Here is a 14214-nt window from a genome sequence, read left to right as displayed (position 1 = left end):
CGACCATGTAGAATGATTCTGAACGACGGTTTAGTATAGCCTCCCGAGGTGCTCCATGCGAACCGTGACGTACGGCGCCGCCGTCAGTCTGGACGGCTTCATCGCGGGACCGAACGGCGAGATCGACTGGCTCCGCTGGAGCGACGACGTCGACGAGGTGATGCGCGCGTTCTGGAAGGACGTCGACGCGGTGCTCATGGGGCGCAAGACGTGGGACTTCGCCGCGACCCAGTCGGGCGAGAAGCACTCCAGCCGCGTGCGCACCTACGTGTTCTCGCGCACGCTGTCGGCGATCGACGCGCGCGGCGTGACGTTGGTGCGCGACGACGCGGCCGATTTCGTTAGGCGGCTGAAGTCGGAGCCCGGCGGGCGGATCTGCCTCATGGGCGGGGGCGAGTTCGCCCGCTCGCTGTTCGACGCAGGGCTCGTCGACGAGGTCCGGCTCAACATCCACCCGGTCCTTCTCGGCGAGGGCATTCCCACGTTCGGCGACCGCGGCACCCGTGTGCCGCTCGAGCTCACCGAGTGCCGCACCATCCACGGCGGCTGCGTCCTCGCGAGCTACCGCGCCGCCCGTTAGGCCCCGCGCGGCGTCACAGCGTCGGCAGCGAGCGCTCCTCCCGGAACCCGACGACCGCGAACCCCGCGATCGCGACGGCCTCCTCGAGCGCCGCGCGCGTCACGGTCCCGTCGTGCTCCACCGTCGCGCCGCCGAGCGTGACGTCGGCCCGCACGATGCCGGGGACCCCCGCGAACGCGGTGTACACGGCGCGCACCGCGTGGACCGCGGTCATGCCGGCGATGGTGAGGTGGGCGGTGCGCAATCGGGACTCGGGACTCGGGACTCGGGACTCGGGACTCGGGACTCGGGACTCGGGACTCGGGACTCGGGACTCGGTTAGGTTAACGAGTCCCGAGTCCCGAGTCCCGAGTCCCGACTCCTGCCCCAAATGAATGTCGCCTTTCTCGGCCTCGGCGCCATCGGCGCCCCGATGGCCGGTCATCTCGCCGCCCCGCCGTTCGCCCTCACGGTCTGGAACCGCACCCGCGAGCGCGCGCTCCGCTTCGTCGAGACGCATCGCGGCGCGCGCGTCGCCGACACCGCCGCGGAGGCCGTGCGCGGGGCGGAGTTCGTGATCACCTGCGTGCCGTCGTCGCGCGAGGTCGAGGCGCTCGTCGACGGCGAGCTGCTCGACGCCATCCCTGCCGGCGCGCTGTTCATCGACTGCACCTCCGGCGACCCCGCGACGTCGCGGCACCTCGCCGAACGGCTCGCGGAGCGCGGCATCGGCTTCGTCGATGCGCCGGTGAGCGGCGGCGTGATCGGCGCGGAGAAGGGAACGCTCACCGTGATGGTGGGCGGCGATGCCGCGCTGCTCGACCGCGCGCGGCCGGTGCTCGCCGCGTTCGGCGAGAAGATCGTGCACTGCGGCGCCATCGGAGCCGGCGACGCGCTGAAGGCGGTGAACAACGCGCTGCTCGCCGTGCATCTCTGGAGCACCGCCGAGGGACTCGCGGTGCTCGAGCGCGCCGGCGTGCGCGCCGACATCGCGCTCGACGTCATCAACACGTCGAGCGGTCGATCCAACGCGTCGATGAACCTCTTCCCGGAACGCGTGCTCACGCGCGCGTTCCCGCGCACGTTCCGGCTCGCGCTGCTCGACAAGGACGTCGGGATCGGCGCCGATCTCGCGCGTCAGCAGAAGGTCCCCGCGCCCATCCTCCAGCTCACCGCGGAGCTGTTCCGCATGGCGCACGCGACGCTCGGCGAGGAGGCCGACCACGTCGAGGCGGCGCGCATCGTCGAGCAGTGGGCCGCCGTCACCATCGGCGGGCCGCGCCCGTCCGCCGACGCGCCCACGGGCGTGTCGCCCAACAACGAGCTGGAGCAGGAGCTATGACCACGTTCGCGCTCGACGACCTGCGCGCGCCGCTCTCCATCGACGCCGTGCGCGGCCAGTTTCCGGCGCTCGCGCGCCTCCACGCCGGGACGCCGGTCGCGTACTTCGACGGCCCGGGCGGCACGCAGGTGCCGCGCGTCGTGGTCGACGCCATGGCGTCGTACCTGTATCACCACAACGCGAACACGCACTGGAACTATCCGTCCAGCGCGGAGACCGACGCGCTCCTCATGGAAGCGCGCGCCGCCGTCGCCGACCTGCTGAACGGCGAGCCGCACGAGATCGTGTTCGGCGCGAACATGACGACGCTCACGTTCCACGTCTCGCGCGCCATCGGCCGCGGCGTCGGCGGCCGTCCGACCGGGCCGGGCGACGAGATCGTCGTCACCGAGCTCGATCACCAGGGCAACGTCGCGCCGTGGAAGGAGATGGCGCGCGAGCGCGGCGCGACGATCCGCACCGTGCGGCTCGACACCGAGACCGGCCGTCTCGACTGGGCGGATCTCGAGCGCCAGCTCTCGCCGCGCACGCGTCTGCTCGCGATCGGCGCCGCCTCCAACGCGCTCGGCAGCATCACCGACGTGAAGCGCGCGTGCGCGATGGCGCACGACGTCGGCGCGCTCGCGTATGTGGACGCGGTGCACTACACGCCGCACACGCTCGTCGACGTGCGCGACATCGGCTGCGACTTCCTCGCGTGCTCGGCGTACAAGTTCTACGGCCCCCACGTCGGCATCGTGTGGGGGAAGGCCGAGCTGCTCGCCGCGCTCGACGTGCCGAAGCTCGATCCGGCACCCGACGAGATCCCCGAGCGGCTGGAGACCGGCACGCTGAGCCACGAGGGGATGGTCGGTGCCGCCGCGGCGGTCGACTTCCTTGCGACGCTGGGCGGTGCGGCGGCCGGCGCGTCGCGTCGCGAGCGCCTCGCGCGCGCGTACGACGTGCTGCACGCGCAGGGGCAGGCGCTGTTCCGCCAGCTCTGGGACGGCCTCGGCGCGATCGACCGCGTGACGGTGTTCGGGCCGCCCCCGGGCACGCCGCGCACGCCGACCGTCTCGTTCGTCGTCGACGGCGTGCGCTCGGAGCAGGTCGCTGGCGCGCTGGCCGATCGCGCGGTGTTCGTGTCGCACGGCGACTATTACGCCTCGGTCTGCGTCGACCGACTCGGCCACGCGGAGCATGGGCTCGTGCGCGCCGGCGCGGCGTGCTACACCACAGCCGAGGAGGTCGAGCGGCTGCTCGACGGCGTGCGCGCCGTCGCCCGCCACTGACCCACGCGCGCCGTGCGCACTCGCGAGGCGATCTACCACCACACGCAGGTGGGCCGGCTGATGCCCGCGCTGACCGTGGGCGCCGTCGCGATCGTCGTCGTCTGGACCGCGGCGGCGACGCGCAGCCTGCTCGTGCTGCTGCCGCTGCTGGTCGTCGCGCTGGTCGCGATGGTGTTCTCCACCATGACCATCGAGGTCATCGACGGCGAGCTGCGGCACCACTTCTCGTTCGGCGTCTGGCTCAAGCGCGTGCCGCTCGACGAGATCGAGAGCGCGGCGGCGACGACGTCGTCGTGGATCGAGGGGTGGGGGATCCGCGTGACGTTCCGCGGCATGCTGTACAACGTCTCCGGCACGCGCGCCGTGGAGGTCCGACTCCGCTCGGGACGGCAGTTCCGGCTCGGCACCGACGAGCCGGAGGTGCTGCTCGCCGCGCTGCGCCAGGCCGGCGTGCCGACGGACTGAGGCTCGGTCAGCGCGCGCCGAGCCGTCGCGCCAGCTCGTCGGCGAGCGCGCGCACCTGCGCGTCGCTCGAGTCGAATGTCAGCCCCCGTCGGAGCGACGCCAGCGCGCCCCTGAGATCTCCGCGCTGGCCTAACGCCTGCGCGAGCGCGAAGTGCACGTTCGCTATCGATGCGTCGGCGGCGAGCGCCCGGCGGTAGAGCGTGATCGCGGCCTCGGGCTGCCCCGCGCGCAGGTACGCGTTGCCGAGGTTGGCCAGCGCGAGCGGCTCGTGCGCGTCGAGCGACAGCGCGCGCTGGTACGCCTCCGCCGCGCCGCCCGCGTCCCCCGCGGCCTCGAGCGCGACGCCGAGGTTCACGAGCGTGAGCGGCTGCGCCGGGTCGTGCGCGAGCGCCTCGCGATAGCGCGCGGCGGCCGACGTCGCGTCGCCCGCCGCGCCGAGTGCCTCGCCGAGCGCCGCGAGCAGCCGCGCGTCGCCGGGACGCACCTCCAGGGCGCGCTCGATCGCCCGCGCCGCGCCGCGCGCATCGCCCCGCCCGCGCAGCCGCTCGCCGAGCGTCGCGAGCGCGAGCGCCCACCGCGCGCGCAGCGGCCCGTCGTCCCCCGATTCCGCCGTTAGGCGCTCGGCGAGGAACGCGCGCACGCCGGCGCGCTCGCCGCCCAGCAGGTGCAGCGTCGCGAGCGCGAGCGCGCGCACGTCCACGTCGCGCGACCGGGCGAGCGCGCGCAGCCGCAGCAGCGCGTCACCGTCGAGCGACGCCGTGTCGACTGCCGCGTGGCGCTCGGCCCACGCGGCGAGCGCGGCGTACTGCGCGGCCACATGCGTCGCGCCCGTGTCGAGTGGCGCGCGGCCCGCCGCGAGCGCCTCGACCGTCGCGGGGCGCGGCTTCGACTCCCCCCACAGGCGCCGGACCTCGGCGTCGGCGCGCGCCGTCGACCAGCCGGCGTGGCACCGGGCGCACGTGTTGGGCACCCCGAGCGCCGCGTCCGACGACGGGCGTGGGATCGCGATGGTGTGGTCGGCGCGGCCGTACGGGATCCGCGTGCCCACCAGCGGCTCCTGCAGGTACGGCATGTGGCACGCGACGCAGCGCGCGCCGGGGGACGTGCTCGCGTGCTTCGTGTGCGCCTCGGCGCGCACCGCCTTGCTCGCGTGGCAGCTCGTGCACTGGCGGTCGTCGTCGGGCCCGGTGAGCGGGCGCCCGGCAGCGTCGCGGTATCCCTGCGTGTGCGGGTCGTGGCAGCTCGTGCACGTCATGCCGCCGTTCACGTAACAGTCGCTCCACAGGTGGCCCTCCTGGTACGCGAACGTCCGCGTGCGCCCGTCGGGGCCGAGGAGCGAGTCGCCGAGCAGCGCGAGCCGCGCGGAGTAGAAGCGGCCTAACGGCGCGCCCGGCAGGTGCCCCGGGGCGAGCGTCGCCTTCACCGCGTGGCAGGCGAGGCACACCTCCAGCGACGCGTCCTTGCCGAGCGTCGCGAGCGGGCGCATCGCGCCCTCGTCGCTCGCCAGGCGTCCCGCGCGCGCCGCCGCCACGTGCGCGCGCGCCGGCCCGTGGCACGACTCGCAGTCCACCGCGAGCGACGCGTACCGGGTGCGCCACGCGTGCGACGCCGTGTCGAGCGCGACCTCGATGCGGCTGCCGTGGCAGCTCTGGCAGTTGTCGAACCGCGGCGTGTCGCCGAGCACGCGGCGTGGTGGCCAGTCGCCGCACGCGGCCAGCGGCAGCGAGTCGGTGATCGGCACCCACCCATGTCCCCCGCGCGACTCCGTGTTGCAGAACCACGTGCGTGCCTGCCGCGAGAAGTCGAACGGCACGAGTCGCAGCGTGCCGTCGCTCCACCGCGTCACGAACGCCTGCGTGCCGCCGCCGCGCATGTGCGCTCCGCCGATCACGCCGTCCACCCGCAGCACCACGTCGGGCTCTCCGTCGCGCCGCACGGTGAACGCGTACGTGCCGCTCGCGCTGCTCGGGAGCACGGTCGCGTCGCGGAAGCGGATCGGCGTGCCGTCGAACGGCGCGATCACGCGCTGCGGCGTCGGCGCGCCGCCGGCGTTGCCGTGCGTCGAGCGCGCCCACGCCGCGCTCTGCTCCGCGTGGCACGTCGTGCACGCGGCCGCGCCGGCGAAGTCGTCCCATCGGATCGAGTCGCGCACGCTCGCGCGCGCCGCCGGCAGCGGCGTGCGCGTGCGCTCCGGCGCGCCCCACGTGTCGTCGCCGCGCGCGCATGCGGCGAGCGCCGCGACGAGCAGCGACCAGCGCAGAACGTACCCTCTCATCGTCGTGCGCCGTCCGCTGCCCATCGCGGCTGCGTGCATGAGCAGAGCGTGCGGATGTGCCGCACGAGCGCGTCGATCTGCGCCGGCGCGAGCGTCTCGCCGAAGGGCGGCATGCGCGGGCTCCGGCCTAACGCGGCGCCGCCGGCCGCGATCGCGTCGTACAGCCGGTCGTCGGTGCGACGTTCCATCGCCTCGCGCGACGCGTGCACCGCGGGCGGCACGGGCAGGTAGCGCGCGTTCGGTCCGTCGCCCCGCCCCTGCGGGCCGTGGCACGCCGCGCAGTGCCGCGCGTAGAGCCGCGCGCCCGACGTGTCGCCACCGGCGGGCGGTGGTCCCGGCGCCGCCGGCGGAACCGCCTCCGCGCCGGTGAGGTAGCGGACGAGGAGCGCGCGCGTCGCGGGCGGCAGCGCCACGCGCGGCATGATCGTCCCGGGCACCGTGCGCTGCGGGTCGTCGAGGATCGACGCCACGTACGCCGGCGGGCGCCGCGCGCGCACGGTCGCGAGGTCGGGCGCCAGCCGCCCGCCGTCGGTGCCTAACGCGTGGCAGCCGAGGCACGGCAGCCGGTCGCGGAGCAGCGCCACCGCGGTCGCCCGCTCGAACGGCGACTGCGCCCCGGCGCTCGCGGCGCCGAGGAGAAGGAGGAGCGACGCGGCGCGGCGGCCCGTGCGCGTCACTCCACGTGCTTCGGCGCCGGCGTCGGGTGCTCCTTCTTGTGCGACACGAGCTCCCCGCGCTCCAGCGCCGCCTCGAACGGCTCGAACTTCGAGCCCGGGTGCCACAGCACCCAGCCGTCGTAGCCCGCGTCGTACACCGCCTGCTTCTGCTGGCGGACCTCCTCCGCCGTGTAATCCGGCTTGCCTAACGAGAACGCCTGCAGCCACGGGCGCACGTGCTCCCCGCCCGTGATGCCGAGCTTCGCGTCGCGCTCGCGCGCCCGGCTGATGGAGATGTTCACCACTTTGTACGGCTCCGCGTTCGGCACCGGGATGCCGAACGAGCCGCGCACGTAGTGGGACGGATACACCATCGGCAGCAGCACGTCGGTCACCGGGGCGAGCTTCTCCCACCACTGCGCCACCTCGAGCGGCCCGTTCACCGTCGTCACGAGCCCGAAGATGTCGGCCGTCGCCCGCACGCCGAGCTTGTCGAGCCGGTCGTTCGCTTCCTTCAGGAACGCGGCGATCGCGTCGGGCTTCGACATCCCGTCCGCGCCGGGGAAGATCTGCTTCGGCAGCGACGCGTACGGCTCGGGGAAGCGGATGTAATCGAACTGGATCTCGCCGAAGCCCATGCGCGCGAGCTCCTCCGCCACCCCGATGTTGTAGTCCCACAGCTCGCGGTGATACGGGTTCACCCACGGCGTCCCCTTCTTGTCGCGCCAGATCGAGCCGTCCTCGCGGCGGATGGACCACTCCGGGTGCAGCAGGGCGGTGACCGAGTCCTTGAACACGACGATGCGCGCGATCGGCAGGATGCCGTGCGCCTTCAGCGTGTCGAGCATCGCCTTCACGTCGCGCACCTTGCCCATCGTCCCCGCGTTCTGCGCGAACTTGGGGTCGGCCGAGTGGTAGTTCAGCCCGAACTCGTCCTTCATGTCGATGACGAGCGCGTTGATCTCGGTCGAGTCGGCGAGCGCGATGAAGTGCGGCATGCGCTTGCGGCTCTGCGCGGCGAAGCGGTTCACGTAGAGCGCCCGGATCGCCGGCGCCGGTCCGTCGTTCCGCGCGAGCGCCGCCGCCGTCGCCTCCGCGCCCTTCGCCTCCGCCGGGACCGCCGCCTGCGCCGGCCGCGCCGAGCCCGGCGAGACGGTGCCGCTCGCGGAGTCGCTCACCGCGCCTGCCGGCCGGCCGGCGCGGGCGCTCGCGTCGCAGGCGGCGGTCGCCAGGCCGCCGAGGAGCAGGGTCCGCGCGAGGAGACGGAAGAGAGCGGGGCGGGGGCGGAGCGGATGCGACGGCGGGAGCATGGGGTGCGACGAGTGCGACGATGAGAGACGAAGAAAGCCCGGAGTGGACTATATTTACTCGCGATGTCGATGCTTCGAGTCCTGTCCCCCCCCAAGGTGCGCCGCGCCGCCTCCCTCCTGGCGCTGGGGCTCGCCGCCGTTCTCGCCGGCTGCCGCGGGCGCGCCGCGTCCACCGCCGGCGCGCGCCCGGCCGCCGAGTTCCTGCTCAGCGCGGGCGACTCCACCTACTGGATCACGAGCGACCCGGCGCGCGTGCGGGTCCGCTCCTCGGCCATGTTCCTCGCCCGCTACGGCGGGCACCTGTACGAGGTCTACGCCGCGGACGACGACCGCTCGTACTACGACGCGATCTTCACGTCGCAGCGCATCTTCAGCCGGGACCTCGTGGGCGGCGACTCGACGACGGTGTTCTCCGACCCGCTCGTGCCGACGCTCGCCCGCCGATACGCGACGTCGCATCCGCACGAGCTGCCGCTCGGCCCCGAGGACGAGGGTGCGGAAGATCCGCGCACCCAGGCCACGACCGAGGTCTCGCTCGTCGACCTGCACGGGCCGTTTCTGACGTACGACGCGCGCGCCGACATCGACGTCGACGGCGGCACGACGCGGCACACCGCGCGACGCACCGTCGTCGACCTCCGCAGCGCGCGCACGATGTCGGTCGCGGAGCTGTTCGGCACCGCGGCCGCGGAATCGCTCGTCGTCGAGGGGCGTCGCCGCCTCGCGCGCGCGCTCGACTCGGTGCGCACCCTGGCCGACACCGACGACGAGACCGAGGTGCGCGCGCTGCACGCGTTGTCGACGTTCCGCTTCCAGGCCGACAACTTCGGCCTCGCCGCCGTCGGCGCGCGCCCCGCCGTGTCGTTCGTCGCTCTCGGCCGCGACGCCGACGGGCACGCGGTCACGCTCGTGCTGTCGCCGATCGTCGTTCCGGGCGCCGCGCCCGCGTGGTGGAGCGCCGACGTGAGCGACGCGCTCCCCACCGTCGCCGCCGATTCGTCCGAGCTGCGCTGGCGCGTCCACGCCGCGGAGGTGCTGGCGCGGCCCGTGCGCGGACAGGACGCCGCGACGCTCACCGTGCGCGCCGCCAACGCGGCGCGTCGCCGCACCGAGTATCCGTTAGGCCGCGTGCCGATGCCCGTGCACCAGCTCTTCGCGCTCGACCGTCCCGCGCTGGACGCCGTGTCGCGCCGCGCGCTCGTGCGCGCGTTCAACGAGAGCGCGCTCTATGGCGATCAGGCGATCAGCGCCGCGTATCGTAGCGGCGAGCGTGGAGCGTGGCGCGTGGTGCGTGGAGAAACGCGTCGTCGCGCAACGCTCCACGTTCCACGCACGACGCTTCACGGAAGCCGATGACCGTCGCTCCTCGCTCCCCCCGGGAGAGCCAGCACGAGACGTCCGAGCTCATGATGCCGCAGGATGCCAATGCGCTGGGGCACGTGTTCGGCGGCGTGATCCTCTCGATGATGGACAAGGCGGCCGCCGTGGCCGCGATCCGCCACGCGCGCGCCCAGTGCGTGACCGTGAGCATCGACCGCGTCGACTTCCGCGAGCCGATCCACGTCGGCGACCTCGTGGTGATGAAGGCGAGCGTGAACTACGTCGGCCGCACGTCGATGGAGGTCGGCGTGCGCGTCGAGGCGGAGGAGCTGACGACCGGGCGGCGGCGCCACACGAACTCGTGCTACCTCACGTTCGTCGCGATCGACCGCAACGGCCGTCCGATCGACGTGCCGCCGCTCGAGGCGCAGACCGCCGACGAGATCCGGCGTTACGACGCCGCGCGCGAGCGGCGTCGCCGCCGGCTCGAGGAGCGCGACGCCGAGGCGCGACGCAATTCCGCGCCGACCGCGCCCTCCGCAGCGCCCTCCGCCGCGCCGTCCGCAGCGCCCGCCGCTTGACTCCGCGCCGCCTGGCAGTCGATCCTCCGGGATGACCACGACCACACACGCGCCGCGCGACGCGCGGCCGCCGATCACCGTCGAGCAGGCCAACCGCATGCTGCCGCTCGTGCGGCGCATCGTCGCGGACCTCGTCGCCGACTATCGGCGGTGGCGCGACGCCGTCGCCGCGTTCGAGGTGCACGCCGCGTCGGGACGCGCCGACCCGGGCGACGCCGCGGCCGCGCGGCTGCAGCAGACGGTGCAGCGTCTCGCCGCCGACATCCAGCACTACCTCGGCGAGCTCGCCGCGCTCGGCGTCGAGTGCAGGGGCCTCGACGATGGTCTCGTCGACTTCCCGGGCGAGGTGGACGGCCAGCGCGCGTATCTCTGCTGGAAGCTCGGCGAGCCGTCGGTGGAGTGGTGGCACCGTCCCGAGGCCGGCTTCGCCGGACGTCAGCGCCTGGTGCCTAACGACGCGGACGCGGCCGGAGCGGCGCGATGAGCCCTTTCTTCGGCCGCGGCAAGAAGAAGTCGCGCGTCGCATTCCGCGATGGCGAGGGCGTGGAGTGGGGCGTGGAGGTGCGGTGGCCGAGCGCCACGAACGTGATGGTGGTGTTTCATCATCCGTCGCTGCTCGCGCGCAACCGCTACGCGTGGTGGGTGAGCGACGGCCCGCAGGCGCTCGACGTCACCGCGCGCCTGAAGGCGGACGACGTTCTCGCCGCGCTCACCGAGGCCGACCTGCGCGCGCTGTTCCGCAAGTCGATGCCCATCTCGAGCCAGATCCCGCGCTTCGAGCCGGCCTAACGAAACGCGAGGGCAGGAGGGCAGGAGGGCAGGAGGGCAGGAGAGCGATCAGGCTCTCGTGCCCTCCTGCCCTCGTGCCCTCGTGCCCTCGACGTACGGTACGTCGATCTCCAGCCCGTCCTTCGCGACCGTCGTCTCGGGGAAGACGTTCCGCGCCTCGCGCTCGAGCTCCACGAAGTCGCGCGAGTAGCGCGCGGAGATGTGCGTGAGCACGAGCCGTCGCGCGCCCGCGCTGGCGGCCACCCGCGCCGCCTCGCGCGCCGTGGAGTGTCCTGTCTCCACCGCGCGCGCGGCCTCGTCCTCGGCGAACGTCGCCTCGTGCACGAGGAGGTCCGCGCTGCGCGCCATCTCGATCGTCGCCTCGCACGGGCGCGTGTCGCCGGTGATCACGACACGCCGCCCGGGTCGCGACGGCCCGACGAGCGTGCTCGGGTCGATGACGCGCCCGTCGTCGAGCATCACCGGCTGCAGCCGATGCAGCTTGCCCCACAGCGGCCCTTCCGGCACGCCGAGCGAGCGCGCGAGGTCGGGATTGAAGCGGCCGCGCCGCTCCTCCTCGACGAACGCGTAGCCCACCGACGCCGATCCGGGGTGCTCGATCGCGAACGGCACGATCGCGTAGTCCTTGCGCGCGATCGGCGTTCCCGCCTCGACCTCGATGATGTCCACCGGGAACGCGAGGCGATCGCCGCCGAAGCTCACCGCCTGTCGCAGCGCGCGTCCCGTCCCCTTCGGCGTGTGGAGGCGCAGCGTCTCCGTGCGTCCCCCGAGCTGGAGGGTCCGCGTGAGCCCCACGATGCCGAGCACGTGGTCGGTGTGCAGGTGCGTGAAGAAGACGTCGTCGAGCGCGAACGAGATGCCGTAGCGCATCATCTGGCGCTGCGTTCCCTCGCCGCAATCGACGAGCATCGTCTCGCCCTCGCGCACGACGGCGATCGACGAGACGTTGCGCTCCACGGTGGGGCGCGAGGCAGCGGTACCGAGAAAGCGCAGCGCGAGCGACATGGCGGGGCAATCTAACCGCGCCCGGGAGGCGTGGCCGTTTCGTTAGGCATGCCGGTCGCTCGCCCTGGGTCGTTCCCGCGCTCCGCCGGGGGCACGTCGCACGTCCACGGTCCCGTCATGGAACCCGCCCGCGGAGTCGTCGAGGCTCCCCGCCGCCGACGGCATCGTCCTCGCAGGAGAGCCGTGCGGGCGGGTCGACCCGTGCGTCGGCCTCGTCGCGGACCGCGCAACGCCTAACAGGGACATCGCATGGGACCGAGGGAGGACGACACCAGCGCCACGCCGCCGCACGGCGATACGCTGCGCGACGGCAGCGGCGCCGCGCCGGGGAGCCGACACGGCGTGCAGCTCGACCCGCGCGGCGAGCCGGCGGACGCGGAGGCCGCGCCGCGCGAGGGCGTGCCGGCGACGCCGCGCTCGGCGCCGAAGCGCGGCGACACACCGTGAGCATCAGACCGGGGAGCAGCCGATGACAGCGAAGAAGGGAGGCAAGCGCAGCGCGCGGAGCGCGGCCGGCGACGCGGCGCGCGAGGGCGGGGACGAGCGGCACGCGTCGCCCGCGGGCGCCGGCTCGCGCGCCGCGCCACGGTCGGCGTCGCGCACGACGTACGCGTCGCGCGAGACGGCGGGCGGCGCGGACCCGGTCCAGCGCGAGAAGTCGCAGCCGAAGCAGATGCCGGCGCAGCATCAGGACGAGCCGGGCCTCGAGCGCGATCTCGAGCTCCAGCCCCGGTGGCAGGCGCCGTCGTACAAGCCCGCCGGAAAGCTCGACGGGAAGGTGGCGCTCGTGACGGGCGGCGACTCGGGCATCGGGCGTGCGGTCGCATATCTGTTCGCGCGCGAAGGCGCCGACGTCGCGATCGTGTATCTGCCCGAGGAGGAAGCCGACGCGAGCGAGACGGCGCGCGCCATCGAGTCGACGGGACGGCGATGCCTCAAGATCGCCGGCGATGTGACCGACGCCACGTTCTGCCAGGACGCCGTGGAGCGCACCGTGCAGTCGTTAGGCGCGCTCGATGTGCTCGTGAACAACGCCGCGCATCAGTTGGACAAGCAGTCGATCGACGAGATCGACGACGCGGAGTTCGAGAAGACGTTCCGCACGAACATCTTCGCGTACTTCTGGTTCGCGAAGGCCGCGCTGCGGCACATGAAGGAGGGCGCGGCGATCATCAACACCGGATCGGTGACGGGCCTCGAGGGCGCGAAGACGCTCATCGACTACTCGGCGACGAAGGGCGCGATCCACGCGTTCACGAAGTCGCTCGCGCAGAGTCTCGTGGATCGGAAGATCCGCGTGAACTGCGTGGCACCGGGCCCGGTGTGGACGCCGCTGAATCCGCAGTCGAAGCCCGCGGCAGAAGTCGCGAAGTTCGGACAGGACACGCCGTACAAGCGGCCGGCGCAGCCGGAGGAGATGGCGCCGGCGTACGTGTTCTTCGCGTCGACGGCGGACTCGAGCTACATCACGGGCGAGGTGCTCGCCCTGCTCGGCGGAGAGACCACCGCCGGGTGAGTGTGACCCGCGTCACGTTGCGGGCGAGGTGGGCGTGTCAGGCGAGCGGTTTCTTCGGCCCCGGGCTGGACGGTGTGGCGGGCGCGCAACAGTATTGCGATGCCAGCCGAGTTCGTCGCCCGGACTCCGAGCCTGAGCTTGGTGCGGCCCGTAGTTTGCTCGGGCGTAGCGCGAATGCAACACACCTGCGGGCGCGCGTTGGTCCGTATCGCGTCAGGGCGGTACGAGGGCGCGTCGGAAAATCGAGCGTGAGGGAGGTAGCATGGCCGGCACCGGGAAGAGCCGACGCGGCTTCGCGTCGATGGATCCATCGCGGCAGCGCGAGATCGCCAGCAAAGGTGGACGGGCGGCCCACGAGAAGGGTACCGCTCACGAATGGAGCTCGGACGAGGCGCGCGTCGCCGGCCAGAAGGGCGGCATCGCGGTGAGCCGCGACCGCGCCCACATGGCGGCGATCGGCCGCGAGGGCGGAGAGTCGCGCAGCCGCGCGAGCCGCCAGGCGCGCGAGACGAACGTCGGGAACGGCAGCGGCGATCGGGAGGTCTTCCGGACGGCCAGCCGCGAGAACGTCTCCAGCGACCGCGGTCAGCTCGGCGGCAACGCCGGTGGGATGGGAGGCGCCGGCTCGGAGACGCGCGATCTGCGCGACAACCGCCCCGGTCAGAGCCTCCCGGCCGACGGTCGCTGAGAGCTCCGGCCGGCTCACATTCCGCAACGAGCGGCGGCGCGAGGCGCATCTCCTCGCGCTGCCGCATCGACGTGTCCGTGAGGGAAGCCGGCGCGTTCCGCTGTCCTCGACCGGGGTCAGCTGCCTTGACGCGCTAACCGAAGGCGCTATCTTTACTTGGTCGGGCGGCCCCGCCACAGCGCGGGGCCGTTTCGTCGGAACGGGGCTGTAGCTCAGCTGGGAGAGCGCTGCAATCGCACTGCAGAGGTCAGGGGTTCGATCCCCCTCAGCTCCATAGATGGTGCTTCACCGGGGCATGCAACCTGCCCCTGGCTTACCTGCCCGCCGCCGCTCGGTAGGACGTAGAGTTCCAATGACGGCGCGCGAGGCAAGCGATCCTCCGTCGCTCGCGTGATGCGCGAGGCGACCTGACGATACGCGCAGCGCCGCGGTCCCTT

16 protein-coding genes and 1 tRNA gene are annotated in these 14214 nt (G+C 73.3%); 12 read left to right on the top strand and 5 right to left on the bottom strand.

Annotation, left to right across the window (positions count from 1 at the left end; all coding sequences use genetic code 11):
• Positions 1 to 55 precede the first annotated feature (55 nt).
• A complete protein-coding gene (locus J421_RS21900) occupies positions 56 to 580 on the top strand; it encodes a dihydrofolate reductase family protein (protein ID WP_025413313.1) in 525 nt (174 codons plus the stop codon).
• Between the two features lie 13 nt (positions 581 to 593).
• Here the strand turns inward: J421_RS21900 and J421_RS21895 are convergent, their stop codons facing one another.
• Positions 594 to 794 (bottom strand): heavy metal-binding protein, encoded by a 201-nt coding sequence (locus J421_RS21895; protein ID WP_104022936.1) that lies wholly within the window; start codon positions 792 to 794, stop codon positions 594 to 596.
• A gap of 156 nt (positions 795 to 950) precedes the next feature.
• Between J421_RS21895 and J421_RS21885 the strand changes: the two genes are divergently transcribed.
• Genes J421_RS21885 through J421_RS21875 form a run of 3 tightly spaced genes read left to right on the top strand, consistent with a single transcriptional unit; the run spans position 951 to position 3637 of the window.
• Positions 951 to 1901 (top strand): NAD(P)-dependent oxidoreductase, encoded by a 951-nt coding sequence (locus tag J421_RS21885; RefSeq protein WP_025413311.1) that lies wholly within the window; start codon positions 951 to 953, stop codon positions 1899 to 1901.
• Positions 1898 to 3172 carry a cysteine desulfurase-like protein gene (locus tag J421_RS21880; RefSeq protein ID WP_025413310.1) on the top strand — a complete coding sequence of 425 codons (1275 nt, stop codon included), beginning with the start codon at positions 1898 to 1900 and terminating at the stop codon, positions 3170 to 3172. Before J421_RS21885 ends, J421_RS21880 begins: the two co-directional genes overlap by 4 nt.
• A 12-nt stretch (positions 3173 to 3184) precedes the next feature.
• On the top strand, positions 3185 to 3637 hold the full coding sequence (locus tag J421_RS21875) for a hypothetical protein (protein ID WP_025413309.1): 453 nt from the start codon (positions 3185 to 3187) through the stop codon (positions 3635 to 3637).
• Between the two features lie 7 nt (positions 3638 to 3644).
• Here the strand turns inward: J421_RS21875 and J421_RS21870 are convergent, their stop codons facing one another.
• From J421_RS21870 to J421_RS21860, 3 genes are read right to left on the bottom strand one after another with little or no spacing between them, the layout of a single operon-like run.
• Positions 3645 to 5912, bottom strand: coding sequence for a tetratricopeptide repeat protein (locus J421_RS21870; protein WP_158508871.1), 2268 nt, complete (start codon positions 5910 to 5912; stop codon positions 3645 to 3647).
• Positions 5909 to 6589, bottom strand: coding sequence for a c-type cytochrome (locus tag J421_RS21865; protein WP_025413307.1), 681 nt, complete (start codon positions 6587 to 6589; stop codon positions 5909 to 5911). The genes J421_RS21870 and J421_RS21865 overlap by 4 nt, the downstream gene beginning before the upstream one ends.
• Positions 6586 to 7878, bottom strand: a complete 1293-nt coding sequence (locus tag J421_RS21860) for a putative glycoside hydrolase (protein ID WP_025413306.1) — start codon at positions 7876 to 7878, stop codon at positions 6586 to 6588. The genes J421_RS21865 and J421_RS21860 overlap by 4 nt, the downstream gene beginning before the upstream one ends.
• A 63-nt stretch (positions 7879 to 7941) precedes the next feature.
• Here J421_RS21860 and J421_RS21855 point away from each other — a divergent pair, with 63 nt between their 5' ends.
• From J421_RS21855 to J421_RS21840, 4 genes are read left to right on the top strand one after another with little or no spacing between them, the layout of a single operon-like run.
• The gene (locus tag J421_RS21855; protein WP_148306459.1) at positions 7942 to 9234 is read left to right on the top strand and encodes a hypothetical protein; all 1293 of its coding nucleotides are present in this window, start codon (positions 7942 to 7944) and stop codon (positions 9232 to 9234) included.
• Positions 9235 to 9287: 53 nt separating this feature from the next.
• Positions 9288 to 9779: an acyl-CoA thioesterase gene (locus J421_RS21850; RefSeq protein WP_236646277.1), complete on the top strand. Its 492-nt coding sequence runs from the start codon at positions 9288 to 9290 to the stop codon at positions 9777 to 9779.
• A gap of 31 nt (positions 9780 to 9810) precedes the next feature.
• Positions 9811 to 10263: a DUF2203 domain-containing protein gene (locus J421_RS21845; protein WP_025413303.1), complete on the top strand. Its 453-nt coding sequence runs from the start codon at positions 9811 to 9813 to the stop codon at positions 10261 to 10263.
• Entirely contained in the window at positions 10260 to 10568 is a 309-nt protein-coding gene (locus J421_RS21840) for a hypothetical protein (RefSeq protein ID WP_025413302.1), read from the top strand. The genes J421_RS21845 and J421_RS21840 overlap by 4 nt, the downstream gene beginning before the upstream one ends.
• Positions 10569 to 10616: 48 nt before the next feature.
• On the opposite strand, the gene rnz is transcribed toward J421_RS21840, so the two are convergent.
• The gene (rnz, locus tag J421_RS21835; RefSeq protein ID WP_025413301.1) at positions 10617 to 11573 is read right to left on the bottom strand and encodes a ribonuclease Z; all 957 of its coding nucleotides are present in this window, start codon (positions 11571 to 11573) and stop codon (positions 10617 to 10619) included.
• A gap of 249 nt (positions 11574 to 11822) precedes the next feature.
• Here rnz and J421_RS21830 point away from each other — a divergent pair, with 249 nt between their 5' ends.
• The 4 genes from J421_RS21830 to J421_RS21815 all read left to right on the top strand — a co-directional run bounded on the left by J421_RS21830 (position 11823) and on the right by J421_RS21815 (position 14051).
• Entirely contained in the window at positions 11823 to 12020 is a 198-nt protein-coding gene (locus tag J421_RS21830) for a hypothetical protein (RefSeq protein WP_025413300.1), read from the top strand.
• Between the two features lie 22 nt (positions 12021 to 12042).
• Positions 12043 to 13089: an SDR family oxidoreductase gene (locus J421_RS21825; protein ID WP_025413299.1), complete on the top strand. Its 1047-nt coding sequence runs from the start codon at positions 12043 to 12045 to the stop codon at positions 13087 to 13089.
• Positions 13090 to 13351: 262 nt separating this feature from the next.
• Complete coding sequence (locus J421_RS21820) at positions 13352 to 13777, top strand: KGG domain-containing protein (protein ID WP_025413298.1); 426 nt, start codon at positions 13352 to 13354, stop codon at positions 13775 to 13777.
• A 201-nt stretch (positions 13778 to 13978) separates the two neighbouring features.
• Positions 13979 to 14051: transfer RNA gene (locus J421_RS21815), tRNA-Ala, on the top strand.
• Positions 14052 to 14214: the final 163 nt, after the last annotated feature.

Source organism: Gemmatirosa kalamazoonensis (genome assembly GCF_000522985.1).
In the GTDB taxonomy this organism is placed as follows: domain Bacteria; phylum Gemmatimonadota; class Gemmatimonadetes; order Gemmatimonadales; family Gemmatimonadaceae; genus Gemmatirosa; species Gemmatirosa kalamazoonensis.
Note: the sequence above shows the minus strand (reverse complement) of the source record. Positions and strands in the feature narration are given on the sequence as shown.